General features: G+C 63.9%; 23 protein-coding genes. 7 read left to right on the forward strand and 16 right to left on the reverse strand.

Going from position 1 to position 23,300, the window contains the following annotated elements:
* Positions 1-46: 46 nt before the first annotated feature.
* From phnD to phnG, 10 genes are all read right to left on the reverse strand, one after another.
* The gene (phnD, locus tag FJ954_RS13740; protein WP_015315649.1) at positions 47-955 is read right to left on the reverse strand and encodes a phosphonate ABC transporter substrate-binding protein; all 909 of its coding nucleotides are present in this window, start codon (positions 953-955) and stop codon (positions 47-49) included.
* A gap of 111 nt (positions 956-1,066) precedes the next feature.
* Complete coding sequence (phnC, locus tag FJ954_RS13745; RefSeq protein ID WP_015315650.1) at positions 1,067-1,924, reverse strand: phosphonate ABC transporter ATP-binding protein; 858 nt, start codon at positions 1,922-1,924, stop codon at positions 1,067-1,069.
* Positions 1,925-2,054: 130 nt separating this feature from the next.
* The gene (locus FJ954_RS13750; protein WP_140661670.1) at positions 2,055-2,765 is read right to left on the reverse strand and encodes a DUF1868 domain-containing protein; all 711 of its coding nucleotides are present in this window, start codon (positions 2,763-2,765) and stop codon (positions 2,055-2,057) included.
* 520 nt (positions 2,766-3,285) lie between these two features.
* Positions 3,286-3,900, reverse strand: a complete 615-nt coding sequence (locus FJ954_RS13755) for a DapH/DapD/GlmU-related protein (RefSeq protein WP_140661671.1) — start codon at positions 3,898-3,900, stop codon at positions 3,286-3,288.
* Complete coding sequence (gene phnL / locus FJ954_RS13760) at positions 3,897-4,604, reverse strand: phosphonate C-P lyase system protein PhnL (protein ID WP_140618942.1); 708 nt, start codon at positions 4,602-4,604, stop codon at positions 3,897-3,899. The genes FJ954_RS13755 and phnL overlap by 4 nt, the downstream gene beginning before the upstream one ends.
* A 319-nt stretch (positions 4,605-4,923) precedes the next feature.
* Positions 4,924-5,700 carry a phosphonate C-P lyase system protein PhnK gene (gene phnK, locus FJ954_RS13765; protein ID WP_015315654.1) on the reverse strand — a complete coding sequence of 259 codons (777 nt, stop codon included), beginning with the start codon at positions 5,698-5,700 and terminating at the stop codon, positions 4,924-4,926.
* Positions 5,697-6,608, reverse strand: a complete 912-nt coding sequence (locus FJ954_RS13770; RefSeq protein WP_140661672.1) for an alpha-D-ribose 1-methylphosphonate 5-phosphate C-P-lyase PhnJ — start codon at positions 6,606-6,608, stop codon at positions 5,697-5,699. Before FJ954_RS13770 ends, phnK begins: the two co-directional genes overlap by 4 nt.
* Positions 6,605-7,717, reverse strand: a complete 1,113-nt coding sequence (locus FJ954_RS13775) for a carbon-phosphorus lyase complex subunit PhnI (protein ID WP_140661673.1) — start codon at positions 7,715-7,717, stop codon at positions 6,605-6,607. The genes FJ954_RS13770 and FJ954_RS13775 overlap by 4 nt, the downstream gene beginning before the upstream one ends.
* A gap of 1 nt (position 7,718) precedes the next feature.
* Positions 7,719-8,330 carry a phosphonate C-P lyase system protein PhnH gene (gene phnH / locus FJ954_RS13780; RefSeq protein WP_140661674.1) on the reverse strand — a complete coding sequence of 204 codons (612 nt, stop codon included), beginning with the start codon at positions 8,328-8,330 and terminating at the stop codon, positions 7,719-7,721.
* Positions 8,330-8,791 carry a phosphonate C-P lyase system protein PhnG gene (gene phnG, locus FJ954_RS13785; protein WP_140661675.1) on the reverse strand — a complete coding sequence of 154 codons (462 nt, stop codon included), beginning with the start codon at positions 8,789-8,791 and terminating at the stop codon, positions 8,330-8,332. The genes phnH and phnG overlap by 1 nt, the downstream gene beginning before the upstream one ends.
* Positions 8,792-8,902: 111 nt before the next feature.
* Between phnG and phnF the strand changes: the two genes are divergently transcribed.
* On the forward strand, positions 8,903-9,652 hold the full coding sequence (phnF, locus tag FJ954_RS13790) for a phosphonate metabolism transcriptional regulator PhnF (protein WP_140661676.1): 750 nt from the start codon (positions 8,903-8,905) through the stop codon (positions 9,650-9,652).
* 2 nt (positions 9,653-9,654) lie between these two features.
* Here phnF and FJ954_RS13795 read toward each other — a convergent pair whose 3' ends face one another.
* From FJ954_RS13795 to FJ954_RS13820, 6 genes are all read right to left on the reverse strand, one after another.
* Complete coding sequence (locus tag FJ954_RS13795) at positions 9,655-10,671, reverse strand: zinc-binding alcohol dehydrogenase family protein (RefSeq protein ID WP_140661677.1); 1,017 nt, start codon at positions 10,669-10,671, stop codon at positions 9,655-9,657.
* A 64-nt stretch (positions 10,672-10,735) separates the two neighbouring features.
* Positions 10,736-11,701: an ABC transporter permease gene (locus tag FJ954_RS13800; RefSeq protein ID WP_140661678.1), complete on the reverse strand. Its 966-nt coding sequence runs from the start codon at positions 11,699-11,701 to the stop codon at positions 10,736-10,738.
* Positions 11,698-13,251, reverse strand: a complete 1,554-nt coding sequence (locus FJ954_RS13805; protein ID WP_140661679.1) for a sugar ABC transporter ATP-binding protein — start codon at positions 13,249-13,251, stop codon at positions 11,698-11,700. The genes FJ954_RS13800 and FJ954_RS13805 overlap by 4 nt, the downstream gene beginning before the upstream one ends.
* Before the next feature lie 151 nt (positions 13,252-13,402).
* Positions 13,403-14,395: an ABC transporter substrate-binding protein gene (locus tag FJ954_RS13810; protein ID WP_015315663.1), complete on the reverse strand. Its 993-nt coding sequence runs from the start codon at positions 14,393-14,395 to the stop codon at positions 13,403-13,405.
* 330 nt (positions 14,396-14,725) lie between these two features.
* The gene (locus FJ954_RS13815; RefSeq protein WP_140661680.1) at positions 14,726-15,724 is read right to left on the reverse strand and encodes an aldo/keto reductase; all 999 of its coding nucleotides are present in this window, start codon (positions 15,722-15,724) and stop codon (positions 14,726-14,728) included.
* A 61-nt stretch (positions 15,725-15,785) separates the two neighbouring features.
* Positions 15,786-17,291: an altronate dehydratase family protein gene (locus tag FJ954_RS13820; protein WP_140618930.1), complete on the reverse strand. Its 1,506-nt coding sequence runs from the start codon at positions 17,289-17,291 to the stop codon at positions 15,786-15,788.
* A gap of 206 nt (positions 17,292-17,497) precedes the next feature.
* Between FJ954_RS13820 and FJ954_RS13825 the strand changes: the two genes are divergently transcribed.
* The 6 genes from FJ954_RS13825 (at position 17,498) to gndA (ending at position 23,296) form a co-directional block, all read left to right on the forward strand.
* A complete protein-coding gene (locus FJ954_RS13825; protein WP_041163317.1) occupies positions 17,498-18,400 on the forward strand; it encodes a GntR family transcriptional regulator in 903 nt (300 codons plus the stop codon).
* Between the two features lie 118 nt (positions 18,401-18,518).
* Positions 18,519-18,875 (forward strand): DUF2946 family protein, encoded by a 357-nt coding sequence (locus FJ954_RS13830; RefSeq protein ID WP_015315667.1) that lies wholly within the window; start codon positions 18,519-18,521, stop codon positions 18,873-18,875.
* A gap of 94 nt (positions 18,876-18,969) precedes the next feature.
* Positions 18,970-19,512, forward strand: coding sequence for a copper chaperone PCu(A)C (locus tag FJ954_RS13835; protein WP_015315668.1), 543 nt, complete (start codon positions 18,970-18,972; stop codon positions 19,510-19,512).
* Between the two features lie 38 nt (positions 19,513-19,550).
* Positions 19,551-20,069: a YcnI family protein gene (locus FJ954_RS13840; protein WP_140661681.1), complete on the forward strand. Its 519-nt coding sequence runs from the start codon at positions 19,551-19,553 to the stop codon at positions 20,067-20,069.
* A 51-nt stretch (positions 20,070-20,120) separates the two neighbouring features.
* A complete protein-coding gene (locus FJ954_RS13845; RefSeq protein ID WP_140661682.1) occupies positions 20,121-21,755 on the forward strand; it encodes a copper resistance CopC/CopD family protein in 1,635 nt (544 codons plus the stop codon).
* 116 nt (positions 21,756-21,871) lie between these two features.
* The gene (gene gndA / locus FJ954_RS13850; RefSeq protein WP_140661683.1) at positions 21,872-23,296 is read left to right on the forward strand and encodes an NADP-dependent phosphogluconate dehydrogenase; all 1,425 of its coding nucleotides are present in this window, start codon (positions 21,872-21,874) and stop codon (positions 23,294-23,296) included.
* The last annotated feature ends 4 nt before the right edge of the window (positions 23,297-23,300 follow it).

Genomic DNA, 23,300 nt, shown 5'->3' on the forward strand with positions numbered 1-23,300 from the left:
AAAAGGGCGGTACTTGATGAGGTACCGCCCTTTTGCAATTTCGCCGTTAGCCGCCGATGGCTGCCTTACGGGCTTCGACGATGACGCTGTAGAAGTCCGGCTTCACCGGAACGTAGCCGGTGAAATCGCCGCCTTCGACGCCTTCGAAGCAAGCCTTGTCCTTCTTGGGCAGGTCAGTGAAGAAGGCGGCCAGCTTGGCGGTCATGTCGTCGCCGATCGCGGTGCGAACGACCAGCGGGCCATTCGGGATCAGGCCCGAGCGCCAGACTTCGACGAAGTCGTTGGGGTCGACGGCGCCCTTGGCGACTTCCTTGTGGAAGGTGCCGGAGGTGTAGCCGTTCTTGAAGTCGCCGATGCCCGAGGAATCGTCGACCGCGACATCTACCTTACCGTCACGCACGGCCAGAACGTTGTTTTCGTGGCCGCCATTGAACTGGGTCGACGCGAAGTAGGTCTCGTTCGAGGCGCCGGTGGTCTTCGGAATCTGGGTCAGCGGGATCAGATAGCCGGAGGTCGAATCCGGATCGGCATAGCCGAGCTTCTTGCCCTTGGCCGACTTGATGTCGGTGATCCCCGACGTCTTCAGCGCCAGGCCGATCGAATAATAGCCGGTGGAGCCGTCGGTCTGCTTGGTGGTGAGGATCGGGGTAACCGCCTTCGGATCCTTGAGATAGACGCTGGCGTAGCCGGAAGCGCCGAGTTCGGCGAAGTCGAGCGTGCCGCCGAGCAGGCCCTGGATGACGCCGTCATAGTCAGCGGCGGGGAACAGCGAAACCTTCTCGAAGCCAAACTCTGCCTTCAGGTGATCGGCCAGGCACTGGTAGTTGCGCAGCCGGTCGGTTTCGTTTTCACCGCCGAGAATGCCGACGCGAAATTCCTTCATGTCGGCGGCATGGGCCATGCTGGTGGCCATGGCGAGCACCGAAACGGCACCGAAAACCATCTTCCTGAACATTGATATCTCTCCTGTAAGTTCCGGCCCCGCGCCGGCAGCGTTCTTGATCTTGACAAGTGCCCTTGACGCGGACGGACGATCCAGGCTGCTCGCTATTGGCCCTTACTGGGCTCAGTATCCCGGGAATGCGGGTTCGAGCGGTCCGGCGGATGCGGCGATCTTCTGCTTGAAGGCAACACTGGTGGAGGTGATGACCTCCGATATCTCGCCGCCATTGCTGTCGGCGCCATAGACAAGACGCACGGCTTGGCGGTCGAGCTCTTCGGGCGGCCCGTCGAAGACGACCTTGCCGGCGGCCATGCCGATGATGCGGTTGCAATAGGTGCGGGCGGTATCGAGCGTATGCAGATTGGTGACAACGGTGATGCCTTCGCGCAGATTGATGTCCTGCAGAGAATCCATCACCACCTTGGCGTTAAGCGGGTCGAGCGAGGCGATCGGCTCGTCGGCGAGGATCACCCTGGGCTGCTGCATCATGGCGCGGGCGATGGCGACGCGCTGCTGCTGGCCGCCCGACAGCGTGCCGGCGGGCTGAAGTGCGGTGCGGGCGATGTCGAGCCGCTCGAGCGCGGCGACCGCCTCCGCGCACTCGGCGCGCGAAAACATGCCCAGAAGATTGGACAGGGTCGAACGGTGGTTCAATTTGCCGAGCAGCACGTTGGTCAGCACGTCGAGGCGCGGCACCAGGTTGAACTGCTGGAAGATCATGGCGCAGTCGCGCTGCCAGCGCCGCAGCGGCGAGCCGCGCAGCCGGGAGACCTCGGCGCCGTCAAAAAAAATCGACCCCTGGCTGGGGTCGACAAGACGGTTGATCATGCGAAGAAGAGTGGATTTGCCGGCGCCCGAACGACCGATGACGCCGACCATCTGCCCTTGCGGGATCGAGATGTTGACGTCGCTGACGGCGGTGTTCTTGCCAAATCGTCGGCTGACGCCGCGGATTTCGAGCGTGGCAGAGTTTGCTGACATGGGCTGGTTCCAGTCCGGTCCATATTGATCGTCAGGCATTCGCCTAACGCAGCCACATGAACCTGCCGTGTCGCGATGATGTCAGTTTTGTTACGCTCCACAGGCGCGGCGACTGGCGCCTTGCGGGCGATCAGCCGAGCACCAGCAATTCCTCGAAATGCTTCATGTCGCGGAACGCGCAGAAGGCGGGAGCCTTGATCTCGATCACCGGCGCCTGGCGCGCGAAAAGCGCCAGGCAACCGTCAAACAGCGCCTGCCACGCGGCGGCCCTATCATCATCAAAGCGCTGGATCTGATAGGCGAAGGTGATGTGGAAGACGTAGGTGTCGTGATCGGGATGCCGGCAGCCGAACGGCACCGCGAGCGCATCGCGCCATGCACGCATGATGCGCGCATCCTCGTCGGTCGCGCCGGCAACGGTGAGGCCGGTCGGCAGGACCTCGGCCACCTTGATGTTGAAAGGGCCGAAGCCCTGGAACCCCTTCAGGCGCTCCAGATAGAGGCGGGTCATGGCGTCGATGCTGGTGTCGAGCGGCACGTCCCGCGGCCAGAAGGGCAGGCGACGGCGATATTCGATTATGCCCTGGAAAAGGGTCATGTGCAGGCTGGAAACGGGCGTGAAGGCGAGGCGGTCGGCATCAGGCATTGCCAGCATCTTCTCGCGGACGGCCAACACCACCGCCTCCGACGGCGAGCCCTCGACAAGATGGCTGACCACCGTGTTGCCGGGCTCGAAGAGGAAGTTGCCTGACGTGTCATAGCGGGTGCCGAGATGCACCGGCGGCGTCGGACTGGAACCTTCGAAAAATCCGGTAAGCGAGGGTCTGACGGTCATGGAAATCTCCTTTGGGAGAGATGCCTCCTGTCCGAGTCACATGTCAGGGATGTGAACGGTGCCCTGTATGAGCATCGTGCCGAACAGATGAGTAGGAACCAGCGCGCTTAGGATAGACGCAATCCCAAGATCATCAACATGGCAGCGGAAACGGCGTCCGACCATCGCCTGCGCCCAACTGACGTTCCACGACCCCGGTGACCATCGCCAGCCCGCAAAATATGATGGAAACGGTCTCCGGTTTACAGGAAGGCTGTTAGCCTGGCTTTCCGGTAAGGTTGGCGAGGAACCATAAAATATAGAGTGGTACTAATCCTGTCGCCGATAACCCCAGCCCTACCACTATCATAATGATTGAGGAGACTACGTCAGACTGGCCCCAGCGATTAATCTCACGCTTCACTGCCAAATTTCCCAGTACCAACAGGGCCATTCCAACACAAAAAAGTATTAAGACGATAAAGCCCATTCCTGCCCTGTGCCGCTGAGTTTTCCAAACAATACTTTGGCAAAAACATCAATGGCGTCAACCGTATTTCTCCAGGAACGCCTCCGCCGACAACTCTCGGAAATCGTCCAGTGCCGCGCGCAGCCTCGCGTGATCCCAATCCCACCAGGCAAGCGCCTGGTAGCGCTCGGCGGTGCGGCGGTCGAAGCGCTCGCGGATCGGTTTTGCCGGTACGCCGGCGACGATCGTGTAGGGCGCGACGTCCTTCGAGACGACCGCGCCGGCGCCAACGGCGGCGCCGTCGCCGACGGTGACGCCGGGCAGGACGGTCGAGCCGTGGCCGAGCCAGGTGTCGTGGCCGATGATGACGCGCTTGGCGCGGCGCTCGGCGAAGAATTCGCTCTCATGCTCGGCGTCGTCCCAATAGTCGGAGGCGCGGTAGGTGAAGTGGTGCAGCGTCGGCCGCCAGGTCGGGTGGTTGGTGGCGTTGAGGCGCACGCTGGCGGCGATGTTGGCAAATTTGCCGATCGTCGCGCACCAGACCGCGCAGTCCTGCATCATGTAGGAATAGTCCCCGATCTCGCTTTCCGAAACCCGGCTGCGGTCGGCGATCTCGGTCCAGCGGCCGAGTGTCGAGTTGTGCACCTCCGCCGTCGGGTGGACCAGCGGCGTCTCCGATAGCTTCCTGGTCATGCGGCGATTTTTCCCGGAGCGAAGGCGGTGACGTCGATGATGCGGTCGGCCACCGCCTCGCGCACATCGTGATCGTGGAAGATGCCGAGCAGGGCGACGCCCGCCGCCTTTTTGGCGGCGATGAGTTCGATCACCACGTCGCGGTTCGTCGCATCGAGCGATGCGGTCGGCTCGTCGAGCAGCAGGATGGGGTGCTCGGTGATGAAGCCTCGCGCGATGTTGACACGCTGCTGCTCGCCGCCCGAGAAGGTTGCCGGTGGCAGCATCCAGAGTTTTTCCGGCAGGTTGAGCTGGGCCAGCAACGCGCGTGCCTTGGCTAGGGCTGCCTCGCGCTCCTCACCGCGTTCAACCAGTGGCTCAGCGACGACGTCGAGAGCCGAGACGCGCGGCACGGTGCGCAGGAACTGGCTGACATAGCCGATCGTTTGCCGGCGTACGGCAAGCACGGTGCGCGGGCTGGCATGGGCGAGGTCGATCAGTCCGTCCTCGTGCCTGACGATGATCTGGCCTTCGTCGACGGCGTAGTTGCCGTAGAGCATCTTCAGTATCGAGCTTTTGCCGGCGCCGGACGGACCACCGAGCACGGTGCATTCGCCGGCCTTGATCGAGAACGAGACACCCGCGACGACAGGGAGTTTGATGCCGTCGCGCAGATGCATGGTGAAGCTTTTGGCAACGTCGGAAACAACGAGTGGGGTCGGCATCAGAAGGTTCTCCGATTGTCGTCGGTCGGCGGGAGGATACGGCTCTTTCTCCCCGCCACTATACGGGGAGAAATGTCCGGCAGGACAATGAGGGGCAGCGCCGAGGTCCGGCTGAGCAGTTGCTTTGCGCAGGGCGAAGGTGCCGGGACGACAGATGCGTCCGCAACGCACGTTCCCGCCACGTCAGCGCCGCCCCTCATCGCCCTGCCGGGCACTTCTCCCCGTATAGTGACGGGGAGAAGGGGCTGTGTCGGGCGGTTTCGCCAATCGCCAACGTTGAAAAATTCGCTTGGCAGCGGGTGGTGGCCTGGCGCCATCATCACACCTGCAAAATCGAGGAAACGAGCAATTGCGTGTAGGGCGCGCGCGGGTCGTCGAGGACGCGGTCGGTGAGGCCGCTTTCGACGACGCGGCCGTCCTTCATCACCATCATGCGCTGCGACAGCAGCCGCGCCACGGCGAGGTCGTGGGTGACGACGATCGCGGCAAGGCCGAGGTCCGTGACCAGGCCGCGCAAGAGATCAAGCAGGCGGGCCTGCACCGAGACGTCGAGGCCACCTGTAGGCTCATCCATGAACACCAGCCTTGGCCCGGTGACGAGATTGCGGGCGATCTGAAGCCGCTGACGCATGCCGCCGGAAAAGGCGCGCGGTTCGTCGTCGATGCGGTCTTCCTCGATCTCGACGCGCGACAGCCAGTCGACCGCGGTAGCGCGGATCTTGCCGTAGTGGCGGTCGCCGACCGCCATCAGCCGTTCGCCGACATTGGCGCCGGCCGAGACCGTCATGCGCAGGCCGTCGGCCGGGTTCTGATGGACAAAGCCCCAGTCGGTGCGCATCAGGAAGCGGCGCTCGGCCTCGCTCATGCGGTAGAGTTCGCGGAACTGGCCGTCGCGCATGCGGTAGCTGGCGGTGCCGGAGGAAGGCAGCAGCCGCGTCGACAGGCAGTTGAGCAGCGTCGTCTTGCCGGAGCCGGACTCGCCGACGACAGCCAGAACCTCGCCCGGCCACAGGTCGAAGGAGACATTGTCGCAGCCGACCCGGGAGCCGTAGAACTTGGAGAGCGCCGAGACGCGCAGCAGCGGTTCGTCGGTCATTGCGCCGGCTCCATGTTTCCTGCGGCAAGATCGGTTTCGGGGGCAAGGTGGCCGCGATGGCCGTCGGCGCGCCGCTTCTCGCAATAATCGGTGTCGGAGCAGACGAACATGTGGCCGCCATGGTCGTCTAGGATGACCTCGTCGAGATAGACATTCTCGGCCGCGCATAGCGCGCAGGGCTGATCGAAAGTCTGCACCTCGAACGGATGATCCTCGAAGTCGAGGCTCACCACTTGGGTGAAGGGCGGCACAGCGTAGATGCGCTTTTCGCGGCCGGCGCCGAACAGCTGCAGGGCCGGCGAGCGGTGCATCTTGGGATTGTCGAATTTCGGTGTCGGCGACGGGTCCATCACATAACGGCCCTCGACCTTGACCGGATAGGCATAGGTGGTGGCGATGCGGCCGTGCTTGGCGATGTCCTCATAGAGCTTCACATGCATGAGGCCGTATTCTTCCAGCGCATGCATTTTCCGCGTTTCGGTCTCGCGCGGCTCGAGGAAGCGCAACGGTTCGGGGATCGGCACCTGGTAGACCAGCACCTGGCCCGCCGTGAGTGGATGTTCGGGGATGCGGTGACGGGTCTGGATGATGGTGGCGGTGGCGGTATCGGTGGTGACCGCGACGTTAGCGACTTTCTTGAAGAAGGCGCGGATCGACACGGCATTGGTGGTGTCGTCGGCGCCCTGGTCGATGACCTTGAGCACATCGTCGGGGCCGATAACCGACGCGGTGACCTGCACGCCGCCAGTGCCCCAGCCATAGGGCATCGGCATTTCGCGCGAGGCGAACGGCACCTGGTAGCCCGGAATGGCGATGCCCTTGAGGATCGCGCGGCGTATCATCCGCTTAGTCTGCTCGTCGAGATAGGCGAAGTTGTAGGTGGCGATGTCTGTCGGTTGCGCAGTCATTCCGCTGCCTCCTTTTTTTCTTCCGCCTTCGATGGATTTTCGCGTGCTTCGTACTCGGCGCGCATGCGACGTACGAGATCGAGTTCGGCCTGGAAGTCGACGTAGTGCGGCAGCTTCAGGTGCTCGACGAAGCCGGTGGCCTGGACATTGTCGGAGTGCGAGATGACGAACTCCTCGTCCTGGGCGGCGGCGACGATATCCTCGCCGAGCTCCGCGGCGCGCAGGGCCCGGTCGCAGAGTGCCATGGCCATCGCCTTGCGTTCGCTCTGGCCGAAGACTAGGCCGTAGCCGCGGGTGAATTGCGGCGGCGCCTTGGCCGAGCCCTTGAACTGGTTGACCATCTGGCATTCGGTGACGCGCACCGTGCCGAGCGGCACGGCGAAGGGCAGTTCGGGAACGTCGAGTTCCAGTTCGACCTCGCCGATGCGGATTTCGCCGACGAAGGGATGGTTGCGGGCATAGCCGCGCTGGGTGGAATAGCCGAGCGCCAGCAGAAAACCCTCGTCGCCGCGCGACAGTGCCTGCAGGCGGATGTCGCGCGCCATCGGGAATTCCAGCGGCTCGCGGGTGATGTCGCCGGGCACATGGTCCTGCGGCATCTGGCCATCGGGCTCGATCAGGCCTTCACGGGCGAGGATCGCCGAGACGCGCGGCATTGCCTGCGCTTCCGTCTCGCGCTGCAAGGGCTCGGCGACATCGACACCGGCGGCGAGCTCGGGGTCGAGCAGGCGGTGGGTGTAGTCGAAGGTCGGGCCGAGCAACTGGCCACCGGGCAGATCCTTGTAGGTCGCCGACACACGCCGCTCGACCAGCATGGTGCTGGTGTCGATCGGTCTGGAATAGCCGAAGCGCGGCAGCGTGGTGCGGTAGGCGCGCACCAGGAAGATCGCCTCGATCATGTCGCCGCGCGCCTGAACGATGGCTAGCGCGGCCAGTTCCCTGTCATAGAGCGAGCCTTCGCTCATCACCCGGTCGACGCCGAGCGCCAGCTGTTCCACGATCTGGTCGAGGCGAAGTGCGGGCACCGAGCGGTCGCCGCGCCGGCGGTCGGCAAGCAGGCTGTGGGCGTTGGCAATGGCGGCTTCGCCACCTTTTACCGCGACATACATCTTACGCCTCCATCGTCTTGATACGCGTCGTGCGCGGCAGGCAGGCTATGCGGTCCGATGTGGCGAGGATGATGTCGACGCCGCGCGGAAAGCGCCTGATATTCTGCTTCCACTGCTCGACGAAATGGCGCGGCATCTGTGCCGGCGCGATCGTGGCGCTGGTTTCGATGCCCGGGCCTTCCAGCAGTAACGGAGTGCCTGAAACGAGGTCGCCGACCTGCAGGATCAGCGTCGTCGATCGGTCGGGATAATCCTGCGTGCCCTGCGAAAAACCGTCGAGCGCCATCATCTCGGCCGGCGTGGCAACAAACGCTAAATGCGCGTCGGCCGGCGTGTTGGCCAGCGGCGCGCCTGTGTGGAAACCAAGCCAGGACCCGATCGCGGCGGAGGCATGCAGGGGAGGGTCGAGCCAGAGCGGCGTGTCGTTGTCGCATAGCGCCAGTGCTACGGCGCCCGACGTCGCCGAGAGCGGAGCCGGTGGGCGGGCCAGGGGTGGCAAGGGGTGGACACTGCCCGGCCGCGCCATGGCATCCATGACGGCCCGAAACACGGTCTGAGCGTTGAAGACCGGATCGGCGAAACCGCCCTCGATCGATTGCGCAGCGATATCCATCAATCTTCTCCGCGAACCATGGTGAAGAAATCCACCTTAGTTGCCGCCGTCTCGGCGCGGCGTTTTTCCTGGGCAGCGGCAAGCGCCGACCGCAAAGGCGCGATCAGCCTGGTCTCGACCTCGGTGCGGCGGGCAGGGTCCTGCCAGAGCGCGTCGGCTATTGCTCCCAGCTTCGCCTTCTGCTTGTCGCGGCCAAGCGCGTAACAATGGCCGACCTGCCCGGATGACAGCCGGACAGTGGCACGCGTGACGGTCGCCTCGCCGACATTGAAGGGCGCGCCGCCGCCGCCGATGCGGCCACGCAGCGTGACAAGGCCCGTCTCGGGACCGCGCAGAAGTTCGGCTTGCGAAGGCAGGCCAGACTCGTTCCAGAGCCGGACGATGTCGTCGCCGCTCGATTGCGCCAGCGTCGCCATGGCGGCCTTGCGCTCGGCCTGGTCGCGGCCTTCCTGTCCTCGCATCGCCAACTTCCTCTCAGCTAAATTTGTCTATTGATATAGACAACTATACAAATTATACATATTACCTAACGCGAGTCCATGACGGGTGCGTGACAGGCCGGGGGGCAAAACATGATCGGGCATGATGTGGCCGACAGCATCGAGCGGCGCAGCGGCGTCTCACTGTGGCGCCAGATCGCCGACAGGATCCTGCAATCCATCGCCGCCGGCGATTTCGCCGAAAACGCCGCGCTGCCGCCCGAAGTCGCGCTGGCCGAGCGCTACGGCGTCAACCGTCACACCGTACGCAGCGCCATATCGGCCCTCGTGCAGGAGGGCGTGCTGCGGGCCGAGCAGGGACGCGGCACCTTCGTCCTGTCACGCAAGCGGCTGTCCTATCCGATTGGCGCGCGGACACGCTTTTCGACTGGCCTGCAGGGGCAGACGTCGGAACGGCACATCGTGCTGCTCGCTTCGTCGGTCGAGCCCGCCAGCCAGCGCGTGGCCGAAGGCCTTGGCCTTGCCAGGGGTGCCGAGGTGATCCGGTTGGAGACACGCGGCGAGGCTGACGGACGGCCAGTGTCGCGCGCCGCTGGATGGTTCGATGCCCGGCGCTTTGCCGGCATCGACAAGGCGATGGCGCAAACCGGTTCTATCACCGCCTCGCTCGCACGTTTCGGTATCGACGATTATCTCAGGCAATCGACCGTGCTCTCGGCGCGCCATGCCGACGCCGCCGATCTCGCCGATCTCGATCTGCAGCCGGGCGCCATCGTGCTGGTCACGGTTGCGGTCAACGTCACACCTGACGGCCAGCCAATCCAGTTTTCGGAGTCGCGTTTTCCGGCCGAGCGGGTGGAGTTGAAGCTGTCGGCGCTGTAGGGCTATCCGATCTCGATCACGGCCTTGATCAGGCCCGACTTTTCATGCGCCCAGCGTGCGAGATCTCCTGGCGTATCGGCCAGCGTGGTGCGGTGGGTGACAAGCTTGGCCAACGGCACGGCACCATTGCGGATCGAGGCCGCGACATGGTCGAAGTCGGCGCGCAACGCATTGCGGCTGCCGATCAATGTCATTTCTCGCTTGTGGAACTCGGGATCGGAAAAAACAATATCGTCCTTGACGACGCTGACCAGCACCAGCGCTCCGCCATGCGCGACGTGGGCAAAGGCAGATTGAACCGATCGCGTGTTGCCGGTGGCGTCGAAGACCACGTCGAAGCCTTCGCCGTCGGTCGCATCACGCACCAGATCGGACACGGGTCCTTGCGAGCCGTCGAGAATCGAAAAGCCGAGTTCACTCGCCGCGAAGACCAGTCTTTCGGTGCTCATATCGAGAAGTGTCACATCCAACCCGGCAATGCGGGCGAAGATGGCGGTGCCGAGCCCGATCGGGCCGGCGCCGATGACCAGGGTGCGGGCGCCAGGCTCGGCCCGGGCGCGCCGGACGGCATGCGCCCCGATGGCCAGGAATTCGACGGCGGCGGCGTCGGCGAGCGACAGGCCGTTGGTGGGATAGAGATTCTCAGCCGGCACCAGGATCTGTTCGCACATGGCGCCGTCGCGGTGCACGCCGAGCACTTCGATCCTGACACAGCAATTGGGCTTGCCGTGCCGGCAGGCGATGCATTTGCCGCAGGAAAGGTAGGGGTTGATGATCACCGGTTCGCCAAGGGGGAGGTCGACGCCTTCGCCCCGCTCGGTCACTGTGCCGGAGACTTCATGGCCCATGATGCGGGGATAGGCGAGGAAAGGGTGCTTACCCTCGAAGATATGGTAGTCGGTGCCGCAGATGCCGACATGACTGACCGCCACCAGGGCCCAGCCGGGAGGCGGGGCGCCGGGAGCCGGGTGGTCTTCGACAGCAAGGTCGCCGGGCGAGCGGCAGACGACGGCTTTCATGCTTTGATCCAGTCTGTTCAAGAAATCGCCGGCCCGCGCCAGGCCGGCGATCGATTGGAATGCGTCATTCGCCGCGGCGGCGCAGTCCGTCGAAGTAGACGATGATGATGATCAGCGCGCCGGTGATGATGCGCTGCCAGAACGAGTTGACGTTGAGCAGGTTGGCGCCGTTGTTGATGGTGGCCAGGATGAAGGCGCCAAGCAGCGGCCCGTGCACCGAGCCGACCGCGCCGAACAGCGAGGTGCCGCCGATGACCGAAGAGGCGATCGCCTGCAGTTCCCAGCCCTCGGCCTGGGTCGGGTTGCCGATGCCGATGCGGGCGGCGAGCAGCACGCCGACGAAGGCCGCGCACAGGCCGGACAGCGTGTAAGCCATGTAGATGGTGCGCTGGACATTGACGCCGGACAGGCGCGAGGCCTCGGCGTTGGAGCCGACCGAAAAGAGGTAGCGGCCCCAACGGCTGTGATGCAGGAAGACATAGGCGGGCACACCCACCAGGATCACCATCCAGAACAAATTGGGGATGCCGATAAAAGAATTGCGCGAGAAGGCGGTAAAGCTGTCGCTGTTGATGTTGATCGAGTTGCCGTTGGTCATCAAAAGGCCGATGCCGCGCAGCGAGGTCAGCGTCGCCAGCGTGATGATGAAGGGCGGCAAGCCCATCTTGACGATGCCGAAGCCATGGAAAAGGCCGATGGCGACACCGACGAGCAAGGTGATCAGGATGGCGACCGCGATCGGAACGCCGGCATTGATCAGCATGGCGACTACGACGGTGGCGAAGCCGACCACCGCGCCGACCGACAGATCGATGCCGCCGGTGATGATGACGAAGGTCTGGCCGACCGCCATGATGGCGATCATCGAGCCCTGCCGCAGAAGATTGGCGATGTTGTTGCCCGAGGCGAAGCTTGGCGTCGCCAGGGACAGGACGATCCAGAGCAGCACCAGCAGCGCCAGCAGCGTCAGCCCGAACAGGACGTTGTAGTTACGCTTCGGTTTTTCGGCGGGGATCGCCTCGATGCTCATGTCTGTCCTCCCAGTTTTTCTTGTTTCTCGGCGAGCGCCTGCGTGAGAATGTCCTCGTGACTGGCGGTGTGGAACCCGTGCGTGGCCACCAGCTTGCCGCGCCGGAACACGTGCAGCGTGTCGGCCAGTTCGTAGACCTCCGGCAAATAGGACGAGATCAGGATGATGCCGGCGCCCTTCGACAACAGCTCGCCGAACAGGCGATAGATCTCCGCCTTGGTGCCGACATCGACGCCGACCGTCGGTTCGTCGAAGATGAACAGCTTGGCGCCGTGCGCCAGCCATTTGCCGATGACCATCTTCTGCTGGTTGCCGCCCGAAAGGCTCGACGCCAGCGCCCCGCGCGTCGGCGTCTTGATCCTCAGGCCGGCGATCTGACGGTCGGCCTCGGCCTTCTCTTTCGCATTCGAGATCAACAGATTGCTGGAGATGCGCTTGTAGATCGGCAAATTGAGGTTGAGGCCGACCGGCAAATTGAGGCAAAGGCCTTGGTCGCGGCGGCTTTCCGGCGCCAGTGCCATGCCGAGCTTGATCGCGTCGTGCTCGGAGTTGATCTGGACGTCCTTGCCTTCCCACAGGATCTGGCCGGCCGACTTCTTGTGACGTCCATAGAGCGAGGTGACGAACTCGCTGCGGCCGGCGCCGATCAGTCCGTAGAGGCCGACGATCTCACCGGCACGCACCGTCATCGAGATGTTCTCGAAGCCTTTGCCCGACAGGTTCCTTGTTTCGACGATCGGAGCGCCCGGCGTGAAATGCTCCTTGTGGTAGACCTGTTCGATAGAGCGGTTGATCATCATCTTGACCAGCTCGGCATCATTGGTCTCGGCGATATTGCGTGTGCCGACCAGCGTGCCGTCGCGCAGCACGGAAACCCGGTCGGCGAGTTCGAAGACCTCCTCCATGCGATGGCTGATGTAGATGATCGTCACGCCTTCACCCTTCAGGCGCCGGATCAGCGTGAAAAGCTGGTCGGCCTCCTTGCGGGTGAGGTAGGCCGTGGGTTCGTCGAAGATCAGGAATTTGGTGCCGCGCACCGTGGCGCGGGCAGCGGCGATCAGCTGTTGCTGGCCGATGGTGAGATCACCCAGCACGACATGCGCCGGCAGGTCGAAGCCGAGATCGTCGATGATCATCTGCGCTTCCCTGACCATGGCGCGCTGCTGCAGGATGCCGAAACGGGAATTTTCCTCGCCAAGGAACATGTTGGCGGCGACCGTCAGGTGACGGCACAGCACGACTTCCTGGTGCACGGCATTGATGCCGAGCGCCATCGCTTCATGCGGCGTCGCCAGGGCTGCCGGCTGGCCTTCCCAGAGGACCTCGCCAGAGGTGCGCGGCATGACGCCGGTCAGGAGTTTGATGAGGGTCGATTTGCCGGCGCCGTTCTCGCCGACGATGGCGTGGATTTCGCCTGACTTGAAGGCGAGATTGACCGGCTTCAGCGCATGGGTGCCGGGGTAGCGTTTTTCCAGCCCGCGCAGTTCGAGGATGGTCCTGCCGGGTTCCAGCACGGGGGCCGGATGCAGTTCCTGCGCCGTCGGCGTCATGACAATCCTCCCAGATTGGCCTCGCGGTTGGCATTCGGCGAGGCTGCGGTCGTCTTTCAGGCGAAGGCCAAACGGGCTGATCGCCAAGCCGCTTTGGCGGCGGATGCTTCCGGGGCCTCTGGCCCCGGAAGCGGTTTTGAACGCCGGCTGCTTAGAGCTTGGGATTGAGCAGCGCGTCGATCTTGGGGTCCTTCATATTGGCCTTGGTCACCAGATTGGCGCCGGTGTCGACATTGGCCTCGACCTTTTCGCCCTTCGAGGCGGCGAGCGCGGTCTTGATGCCGTCATAGCCCATCCGGTAGGGATCCTGGACGACGAGGGCGGAAATGACGCCGTCGTTGAGGAACTTGATCAGCTTCTCGTCGCTGTCGAAGCCGACCAGCGCCAGCTTGCCGCCAAGGTTGTTCTCGGCGACGGCCTGGCCGACGCCCTGCGCCATGATCAGGTTGGAGGCGAAGATGCCCTTGAGGTTCGGATTGGCGGTGATCAGGTCGGTGGCGATGTTGAGGCCGGTGGTGGCCTGGCCGTCGGCGTATTTGTCGGCGACCAGCTTCAGGCCGGGATATTTTGCCTTGAGCTGCTCGGTGAAGCCCTGCTTGCGCTGTTCGAGCGAGCCGGCGCCGGGAGCGTTGGTGATCAGGGCGACGTCGCCCTCGATTTTGCCGCCATTGGCGGCGCCGATGGCGGCGGCAAGGCCGTCCGCGGCGACGCGTCCGCCCTGCACGTTGTCGGTGGTCAGGAACGAGGTGAAGGCCTTGGAGTCGGCGCCGGAGTCGATGCCGATGACCTTGACCTTGGCGGCTGCTTCATCGATCGGCTTGCCCAACGCCTTGAACTCGGTGGGCGCGATCACGATCGCGGCCGGGTTGCTGGCGACGGCGTTCTCGAGGATCGAGACCTGGCCATTGACGTCGGTCTCGGCTTGGGCGCCGAGTTCCGGCACGTTGATGCCGAGATCCTTGCCGGCCTTGCGGGCGCCGGCCAGAACGATCTGCCAGTAGAAGGACGTGGTGTCCTTGACGATGATCGGGATGGTCACATCCGCCGCCGAAACCGGTGCGGTATGCATGACGCCGGTGAGCATCGATGCTGCCGCCAGGGCCATGACGGCGCGGCGGTTGAGAATGCTGGTCACGAATTTCATAGGATCCTCCCTAAGTCGCCCGGTGAACGTTAACGGAAGCTCCGTCCGGATAGGCGTGGCCCAAACAGAACTTTATCAATAAAAAACAGTTGCACCGTTTTGATAGTGCATCGATCCAGCCGATGCAAGCGGTGTTTCAGCCAGTTCTTCCAGACAATGACTCCCCTAGCGGCGGCTTCTCCCTTGTCGCGGTCAGGCGCTCCCGTTTCCGTTCTGTAAAGCTATGGAATATTAATTCCATATCTCAGTCAATATGGAATGTTCATTCTTCTTTGGATCGCGACATCGCGAAGGCGGGTCGCGCGCCCGTGCACATCGCGACGATGCGCTTCAATGCAGTTCCTGCACCACCGTGTAGGGACGATACCTGGCATAGTCCGTCTCCGGCACGTCGATATCGAGCAGGTCGAGGTTGCGCGTCAGGTTTGCCAATTTTGCGGTACCGGTCAGCACAGTGGCGACCGCGGGTTCGTGCAAAGGAAACTGAAACGCGGCGGCGGGCAGCGGGTAGCCACCTTCAGCGGCGATCTTCTCCATGGCGTCGACACGGTCGAGAACATCGCGGCTGGCGGGCTGGTAGTCGAAATGCGCCCCTTGCACCGGCCCGGTCGCCAATATGCCTGAGTTGAAAACCCCGCCAATGACAAGCGAGGTCCGTTGCGCCCGGCACAGCGGCAGCAATTCGGCTTCCGCGCTGCGGTCGAGCAAGGAATAGCGGCTGGCGAGCAGGATGCAGTCGAGCGGCGCGCGGCGCATCACGTCGAGGCAGATCTGGACTTCATTGACGCCGAGCCCGTAGGCGGAAATCGTGCCGGCCCGCTTCAGCTCCTCGAGCGCCTTGAGGCCGCCGTCCATCAACTGGCGAAAGTGCAATTTGGTTTTCTCGACACCGTGCGTGTAAACGCCGATATCGTGGACAAACAGGATGTCTATCCTGTTTAGCCCAAGGCGCGCATAGCTGAACTCGACCGAGCGCATGATGCCGTCATAGGAATAGTCGTAGTCCAGCGCGAAGGGCAGCGGATCGACATAGGAGTGGTCTGGCACCTGATCTTCGGGCACCGGGTGAAGCAGGCGGCCGACCTTGGTCGACAACACATAGGAATCACGTGGCTTGTAGCGCAGGAAATCGCCGAAGCGCCGTTCCGACAGGCCGAAACCGTAGAAGGGCGCGGTGTCGAAATAGCGCAGGCCCGCCTCCCAGGCACCCTGCAGCGTTTCCATTGCCGCTTCGCGCGAACACGCCCGGTAGAGGCCGCCGATCGCGGCGCCTCCGAAACTGACTTCGGTGACCTCCAACGCGGTCTGGCCGATGCGGCGTTTTTCCATGCGCAACCTCCCTATCCCGGCCACCTGTCCGGCCGGGCAGTCTATCAGACATCAATCGAAATCAGAGCGTCGCGCCGAGATGCCAGGGCACGAATTCGTTGTCCCCGTAGCCAAAATCCTCGCTCTTGGTCTTGCGGCCCGAAGCCGTCTCGACGATTAGTTCGAAGATCTCGCGGCCCATGCCGGCGATGGTCTTTTCGCCGGAGGCGATGACGCCGCAATTGACATCCATGTCCTCTTCCATCTGGTGATACATCGTCGAGTTGGTGGCGACCTTGATCGAGGGTGTCGGCCGGCAGCCGAAGCAGGAGCCGCGGCCAGTGGTGAAGACGATGACATTGGCGCCGCCCGCGACCTGACCGGTGGCAGAGACCGGGTCGTAGCCGGGCGTATCCATGAACACCAGCCCATTGCCGGTGACCTTCTCGGCGTAGCCGAAGACGCCGTTGAGCGGCGTCTGGCCGCCCTTGGCGACCGCGCCCAGCGACTTTTCCAGGATGGTGGTTAGGCCGCCGCGCTTGTTGCCAGGCGACGGATTGTTGTCGATCGAGGCGCCATGCTTGGCGACGTGATCCTCCCACCATTTCACGTAGCCATCGAGCTTCTTGGCGACCTCGGGGCTTGCGGCGCGATAGGCGAGCAGGTGCTCGGCGCCATAGATTTCCGTCGTCTCGGAGAGGATGCCGATGCCGCCGACGCCAGCGAGGATGTCGACGGCCGCACCCAGCGCCGGATTGGCGGTGATACCCGACATGCCATCGGAGCCGCCGCATTGCAGGCCGACGACGATCTCGCTGACGGGGATCGGCTCGCGCTTCAACTGACCGACTTCCTCGGCGATCTCGGCCAGCACGCCCATCGCCTTTTCGACCGATTTGCGCGACCCGCCGGCATCCTGGATGTTGAAGTGGCGCTTGCCGGCGGCGGCACCCTTCTGGCCGTAAAGCGTGAGCTGGTTGACCTCGCAGCCGAGCCCGACCATCAGCACGCCGCCGAAATTCGGGTGGCGGGCATAGCCGGCCAGCGTGCGGTGCAGCACCATCATGCCGTCGCCGGTGCCGCTCATGCCGCAGCCCTGGCCATGGACGATGGGCACGAAGCCATCGATCCCGGGATATTTCGGCAAAAGGGTCCGGTTGGCGGTGTCGGCGATCGAATGGCAGACGGTGGCCGAGCAATTGACGCTGGCGATGATGCCGATGAAGTTGCGCGTGCCGGCGCGGCCGTCGGCGCGGCGATAGCCCATGAATGTCCGGGCGCGGTCCGCTTCCGTCGCATGCTCGGCCTCGCTTGGCGGCACCACGGGGAGGCGGCCGGCCTCGAAGACCAGATTGTGCGAATGGACATGCTCGCCGGGCGCGATGTCCTGCGTGGCGCGACCGATGGCCTGAGCGTATTTGACCACGGCTTCACCCGCGGCAATCGGCTTGATCGCCACCTTGTGGCCGGGCTCGATGACGGTGACGGCGAGCGCACCGCCCGGCAGCGCGGTGCCGATCTCGATGCGCCCATTGGCAACGGCGACATTGTCGGCGGGGGACAGAAGAATGGTATTCGAGACGTTCACGGGCGGTTTCCTGGGTGATCCTGGGATGCGCGGATTGACACGCGCCTGTTAAGAGTTAATGTCTTTTATCGTGAAAAAACAGTTTTGCGTCAATTGTTTTTTCACGGCGGTTCCGCCCTGGGTAAGTGGTGGCGCTGCAGACGATGGAACGTCATATTGCGCTTCAAGCCGGCCGCCGCAAGCGCTGGCGTGCAACGGGTCAGGGGATGTCGAAGAGCAACAACGTCTACAAGGACGCCTATAACCGTTGTCTGAGGCTGCTCGATGAGACGCGCAGCCTGCCTTCGGAACCGGAACTTGGCGCCTTGCTGGGAGTCAGCCGCACGACCGTGCGCAGCATCCTGGCGCGCATGGAAGAGACCGGGCTGATCGCCTGGAACAAGCGCGCCAAGACGGTGCTGCGCGATCCACGTTCGGATGATTTCTTTCCCGAGGAAGAGACCGACACGCTGGCCGAGATCATCGAACGGTCCTTCATGCGCAGGCTGCTGGCCGGCGGCGCCGAGGCCGGCATGCAGATCAACGAGCTCGAACTGGCGCGCGAGATCGGCGTCGGCACCACCAGCGTACGCGAGTTCCTGATCCGCTTCTCCCGCTTCGGCCTGATCGAAAAACGCCGCAACAGCCATTGGGTGCTGAAAGGCTTCACGCGGGCCTTCGCGCTGGAACTGACCGAGATCCGCGAAATGTTCGAATTGCGCTCGGCCGCCGCCTTCACCGCGCTGCCGCAGGACAGTCCGGTATGGAGCGATCTCGATCGGCTGGAAGGGGAACACCGCGTTCTGGCACGCGAGATCGCGACGCGTTTCAATGAGTTCTCGGAGCTGGACGAGCGCTTGCACCGGCTCATTCATCGCGCCTCACGCAACCGCTTCATCGTCGATTTCTACGACGTCATCGCCATGATCTTCCACTACCACTACCAGTGGAACAAGGCGCAGGAACGCGAGCGCAACGAAGTCGCGATCGGCGAGCATCTGGCCTATATCGAGGCGCTCAAGTCGCGCGATCTCGGCAAGGTCGATGCCGCCTGCCGCAAGCACCTGAAGTCGGCCCGCCAGACATTGCTGACCTCCATCCCGGAAAGCCGGCCATCCCAAAAGAACTGATCCTGCCGTGTTGCCGCAGCATGGAATTGCCGATTTTCGACCTCTGGCTGCCGTGGTAGGGATAGTCATCGATCGTTTGAAGAGGCAAATGGTGAACCGCCGGGAGAGACGCTGGAGCATGCCGGTCGCGCTTGTCGCGGCCTGTCTGCTGTTGCTCCAGTCGACACTTGGTACGTTCGCCTTCAGCATCGGGCCTGATACCGCGCAGCTCGATGCCTTCGGCAACGTCATCTGTACCCATGACGGCGCCACACAGCTTCCCGGCGGCGACCAGCACCCGTCCCATCCGCCGGCCTGCTGCACACTCGGCTGCAGCATGTTTTCGCCGGCCTTTGCGCCGCCGGCCGATGCCGGGCTTGCGCTTGCGTCCCTTTCCTTCGAGACCGTCGCCTTCGTCTTCCCGGCGACCACGCATCTCGACTTCGCCCGCGAACGCTCCCCATCGAACCCGCGCGCGCCGCCATTGGCGGCTTGAGCCTGCTTGCTTGCGGAACCTTTCGCGAGCGTACTCATCCAAGATCAAGCATTCGCGACCGGCGACGGCGCGATCATCACGTCATGGAGCAACCATGTCCCATTCTTTCCGTATATCGGCGGGCACTTTGTTCGGCCGCACCCTGTCTCGCTTCAAAGCCGATCTCGGCATTGCCGCGTTGGCCCTCGCGCTTGTCTTCCTGGGCGCCCAGGCCGTCCTGGCGCATGAATTCAAGGTCGGCGATCTCGAAATCGAACATCCCTGGTCGCGCGCCACGCCGGCCGGCGCCAAGGTGGCCGGCGGCTATTTCACCATCGTCAACAAGGGCAGTACACCAGACCGGCTGCTGTCGATTTCCTCCGACGTCTCGGAAAAGGCCGAGCTGCATCAAATGGGCGTCAAGGACGGCGTCATGACCATGCGGCCGGTGGATGGTGGCCTGGAAGTCCCGGCAGGCGGCAAGGTGGCGCTGGCGCCGGGAGGCTACCACCTGATGTTCATCGGCCTGAAGCGGCAACCCAAGCAGGGTGAAAAATTCGCCGCCACACTGACCTTCGAGAAGGCCGGCACGGTCAATATCGAGTTCGCCGTCGAAGGCATGGGCGAAATGGGCGGCATGGACGACCACGCCAATTGATCGCGCCGATCACCAATTTTGAAATCAGAGGGACCATCATGAACAAATATCTTTTGGCGGCCGGCGCGTTTCTCGTGCTGGGGACAAATGCCGCCTTCGCGCACATCACGCTGGAGACCCAGGAGGCGGCAGTCGGCTCGACCTACAAGGCTGTGCTGCGCGTGCCGCATGGCTGCGACGGCAAGGCGACGACGGCCGTGCGCGTGCAGATCCCGGAAGGGGTGATCGCGGTGAAGCCGATGCCGAAGCCAGGCTGGACGCTGCAGGCCAAGAAGGGCAAATATGAAAAATCCTACCAGCTCTATGGTCAGGCGGTTGCCGATGGGGTCAAGGAAATCGACTGGAGCGGCGGCAATTTGCCGGATGAATTCTACGACGAGTTCGTCTTCCGCGCGACGCTGACGGCCGACCTGCCCGTCGGCCAGAAGCTGTACTTCCCGGTGGTGCAGGAATGCGGCGATGCCGCGGCCCGCTGGATCGAGATTCCGGCGGCCGGACAGGATGAGGACGCGCTGGAGAACCCGGCGCCCGGCATCAAGCTCACGCCGAAGAAATAGCTTTTCTCCCTGGCGCTCTGCCTGTCGGAGCGCCGCATCCCATGGCACGGCATGATCGCAATACCTTCCTGGATGGTCGATACGAACAGCAAGCTCGTCGGCTGGATTGCCGGCGGGCTGCTCGCCGCGGCCATGGCGCTCATCGTCATGGCCTCGACAAGCCAGGCCCTTGCCCATGCGGCGCTGATCAAGACCGATCCGGCCGACGGTGCGGTGCTGGCGCAGGCCCCGGCGCGGTTCTCGCTGACCTTCAGCGAGCCGGTCTCGCCGCTGGTGCTGACGTTGGTGATGCCCGACGGCACCCCGGTTCCGCTGACCGACTTCCGTCTCAGCGACCAGACGGTCGAGATCGACAATCCGCGGGCGCTCAAATCCGGCACGCATGTGCTGAGCTGGCGTGTCATTTCCGCCGACGGCCATCCGGTCGGCGGCTCGCTGCTGTTTTCCGTCGGCGCGCCAAGCGAGCCGCCGGCCGTCTCCGAGGCGATTGACTGGCCGTTGCGGTCGGCGATCTGGATCGGCAAGGTTTTTCTCTACATAGGCCTTTTCCTCGGCATTGGCGGCGCGTTCGCCTTTGCCTGGCTGGCCGGGGCTGGCCGTGCCGGCCAGCGCTTTGTCGCGGCCGCGATCTTGTGCGGGCTGGTGGCGGCACCCTTGTCGCTGGGCTTTCAGGGTCTCGATGCGCTGGGGGCGCCGCTCTCCCATCTGGCGCAGCCGGTGATCTGGCGCACCGGGCTCGGCACCAGCTTCGGCTGGACGGTGCTGATCGCCCTGGTCGCCTTGGGACTTGGCCTGCTGTCGCTGGCCGGACCGCGCGCGGCCGCCAGGCCGCTTGCCCTTGCCGGGCTGGCTGGCGTCGGCGTCGCGCTCGCCGCCAGCGGCCATGCCAGTGCCGCCGAACCGCAATGGCTGACACGGCCGCTGGTCTTCGTGCATGGCGTCGGCATCGCTTTCTGGGCGGGCGCCTTGGTGCCGCTCGGCTTCGCGCTGAAGCGTCAAGCGGCGGGCGCCGTCGAATTCCTGCACCACTTCTCATGGGCAATCCTGCCTGTGGTGGCCTTGCTTGCAGCGGCAGGCATCGTGCTGGCCGTGATCCAGGTGCAGATACCCTCGGCGCTGCTCGACACAGCCTATGGCCGGCTGCTGCTGGTCAAGCTCGTGCTGCTGGTCTTCCTGTTCACCCTTGCAGCAGTCAATCGCTGGAAGCTCACCGCTTCGGCCGAGGCGGGAGCGACCGAGGTGCAACGCAGGCTCACCCGCTCGGTCGGCGTCGAAGTGCTGATCGTGCTGGCGATCTTCGGAGTCGCCGCGGGCTGGCGCTTCACGCCGCCGCCACGAGCACTGGCGATCGCGGCGACGCAGCCGGTTTCGGTCCACATCCATGCGCTGCAGGCGATGGCCGATCTCAGCATCACGCCAGGCCATGCGGGGCCGGTGGTCGCCTCGATGATCATCATGACCGGCGATTTCGGACCGCTCGACGCCAAGGAGGTGACGCTGGTGCTGTCGAAGCCCGATTCCGGCATCGAACCGCTGAAGCGCGCGGCGACCAGGCCCGGCGACGGCAGCTGGCGTGTCGACAACCTCATCATCCCGGTACCCGGCCGCTGGATGGTGCGCATAGACATCCTGGTCTCGGACTTCGAGATGGTGAAGATCGAGGCGCCGGTCGACATCAGACCGTAACGTCCCAGCTACACAATCGGGCGAGGCGGTTGACGCGGGCCTGAAGGGCCGTCAATCATTCAAGCAACAATGAGCGCAAGCTCGAAAACACCAGATCCGAAAGCAGGGAAGAAACGATGGGAAAAGCCGAAATCGGCCTGATCGGCCTTGGCACTATGGGCTCCAACCTGGCGCTGAACATCGCCGAGCACGGGCACCGCATCGCCGTCTTCAACCGCACAAGGGCACGCACCGACGCTTTCGTCGAGAATTCCGGTGCGCTCAGGGACATGGTCGTCCCCTGCTACAGCCTGGAGGAACTTGCCGCCGCGATCCGGCCGCCGCGCCCGATCATCATCATGGTGCTGGCCGGCAAGCCGGTCGATGAGCAGATCGAAGCGTTGCGTGGCGTGCTGTCCGACAACGATATCGTCATCGATGCCGGCAATGCCAATTTCCGCGATACGATGCGGCGCTTCTCCGAGCTCTCTGGCTCGGGTTTGACCTTCATCGGCATGGGTGTCTCCGGCGGTGAGGAGGGCGCGCGCCACGGACCCTCGATCATGGTCGGCGGCACGGAAGACTCCTGGAAGCGCGTCGAGAAGGTGCTGACCGCGATCTCCGCCAAGTTCAAGGAGGAACCTTGCGCCGCATGGCTCGGCACCGACGGCGCCGGGCATTTCGTCAAGACCATCCATAACGGCATCGAATATGCCGACATGCAGATGATCGCCGAAATCTACGGCATCCTGCGTGACGGCCTGGGCATGGGGCCGAAGGAGATCGCCACGGTATTTTCCAACTGGAACAAGGGCCGGCTCAATTCCTACCTGATCGAGATCACCGCCAAGGTGCTCGCCGCCGACGATCCGAAGACCGGCAAGCCGGTGGTCGACATCATCCTCGACCGCGCCGGCCAGAAGGGCACCGGCAAATGGTCCGTCATCGAGGCGCAGCAGCTCGGCATTCCGGCGACCGCGATCGAAGCGGCGGTGGCGGCGCGCGTGCTGTCGTCGATCAAGGACGAGCGGCAGGCGGCGGAAAAAGCCTATGGCAATATCGGCGTGGCCAGGATTTCCGGCGACAAGGACGCGCTGCTGAAAGACCTCGAACTGGCGCTGTTCGCCGGCAAGATCGCCGCCTACGCGCAGGGCTTCGCGGTGATGAGCGGCGCTTCGAAGGAGTTCAACTGGAACCTGCCGATGCCGACGATCGCCAAGATCTGGCGCGCCGGCTGCATCATCCGCTCGCAGATGCTCGACACGATGGCCGAGGCTTTCAGTGGCGGCGCTTCCACCAACCTGCTGATGGCGCCTGCCTTCATCAGCCTGATGCAGGAGGCGCATCCGTCGCTGCGGCGCGTCGTGGCGAGGGCTTCCGAAGCCGGCGCGCCGGTGCCTGCACTGTCTTCGGCGCTTGCCTATTTCGACAGCTACCGCCAGGGCCGCGGCACCTCGAACCTGATCCAGGCGCAGCGCGACTTCTTCGGGGCGCATGGTTTCGAGCGCATCGGCGAGCAGGGTGCGTTCCATGGGCCGTGGGGCAGCGGCGCGGCTGGCTAGATCA

The organism is Mesorhizobium sp. B2-3-15, assembly GCF_006442875.1.
In the GTDB taxonomy this organism is placed as follows: Bacteria; Pseudomonadota; Alphaproteobacteria; order Rhizobiales; family Rhizobiaceae; genus Mesorhizobium; species Mesorhizobium australicum.

Bases quoted from the DNA above. Each gene is read 5' to 3' on its own strand.
- phnD (WP_015315649.1), bottom strand. From the start codon at position 955: ATGTTCAGGAAGATGGTTTTCGGTGCCGTTTCGGTGCTCGCCATGGCC.
- phnC (WP_015315650.1), bottom strand. From the start codon at position 1,924: ATGTCAGCAAACTCTGCCACGCTCGAAATCCGCGGCGTCAGCCGACGA.
- FJ954_RS13755 (WP_140661671.1), bottom strand. From the start codon at position 3,900: ATGACCAGGAAGCTATCGGAGACGCCGCTGGTCCACCCGACGGCGGAG.
- phnL (WP_140618942.1), bottom strand. From the start codon at position 4,604: ATGCCGACCCCACTCGTTGTTTCCGACGTTGCCAAAAGCTTCACCATG.
- phnK (WP_015315654.1), bottom strand. From the start codon at position 5,700: ATGACCGACGAACCGCTGCTGCGCGTCTCGGCGCTCTCCAAGTTCTAC.
- FJ954_RS13770 (WP_140661672.1), bottom strand. From the start codon at position 6,608: ATGACTGCGCAACCGACAGACATCGCCACCTACAACTTCGCCTATCTC.
- FJ954_RS13775 (WP_140661673.1), bottom strand. From the start codon at position 7,717: ATGTATGTCGCGGTAAAAGGTGGCGAAGCCGCCATTGCCAACGCCCAC.
- phnH (WP_140661674.1), bottom strand. From the start codon at position 8,330: ATGGATATCGCTGCGCAATCGATCGAGGGCGGTTTCGCCGATCCGGTC.
- phnG (WP_140661675.1), bottom strand. From the start codon at position 8,791: ATGCGAGGACAGGAAGGCCGCGACCAGGCCGAGCGCAAGGCCGCCATG.
- phnF (WP_140661676.1), top strand. From the start codon at position 8,903: ATGATCGGGCATGATGTGGCCGACAGCATCGAGCGGCGCAGCGGCGTC.
- FJ954_RS13795 (WP_140661677.1), bottom strand. From the start codon at position 10,671: ATGAAAGCCGTCGTCTGCCGCTCGCCCGGCGACCTTGCTGTCGAAGAC.
- FJ954_RS13800 (WP_140661678.1), bottom strand. From the start codon at position 11,701: ATGAGCATCGAGGCGATCCCCGCCGAAAAACCGAAGCGTAACTACAAC.
- FJ954_RS13805 (WP_140661679.1), bottom strand. From the start codon at position 13,251: ATGACGCCGACGGCGCAGGAACTGCATCCGGCCCCCGTGCTGGAACCC.
- FJ954_RS13810 (WP_015315663.1), bottom strand. From the start codon at position 14,395: ATGAAATTCGTGACCAGCATTCTCAACCGCCGCGCCGTCATGGCCCTG.
- FJ954_RS13815 (WP_140661680.1), bottom strand. From the start codon at position 15,724: ATGGAAAAACGCCGCATCGGCCAGACCGCGTTGGAGGTCACCGAAGTC.
- FJ954_RS13825 (WP_041163317.1), top strand. From the start codon at position 17,498: ATGTCGAAGAGCAACAACGTCTACAAGGACGCCTATAACCGTTGTCTG.
- FJ954_RS13830 (WP_015315667.1), top strand. From the start codon at position 18,519: ATGCCGGTCGCGCTTGTCGCGGCCTGTCTGCTGTTGCTCCAGTCGACA.
- FJ954_RS13835 (WP_015315668.1), top strand. From the start codon at position 18,970: ATGTCCCATTCTTTCCGTATATCGGCGGGCACTTTGTTCGGCCGCACC.
- FJ954_RS13840 (WP_140661681.1), top strand. From the start codon at position 19,551: ATGAACAAATATCTTTTGGCGGCCGGCGCGTTTCTCGTGCTGGGGACA.
- FJ954_RS13845 (WP_140661682.1), top strand. From the start codon at position 20,121: ATGATCGCAATACCTTCCTGGATGGTCGATACGAACAGCAAGCTCGTC.
- gndA (WP_140661683.1), top strand. From the start codon at position 21,872: ATGGGAAAAGCCGAAATCGGCCTGATCGGCCTTGGCACTATGGGCTCC.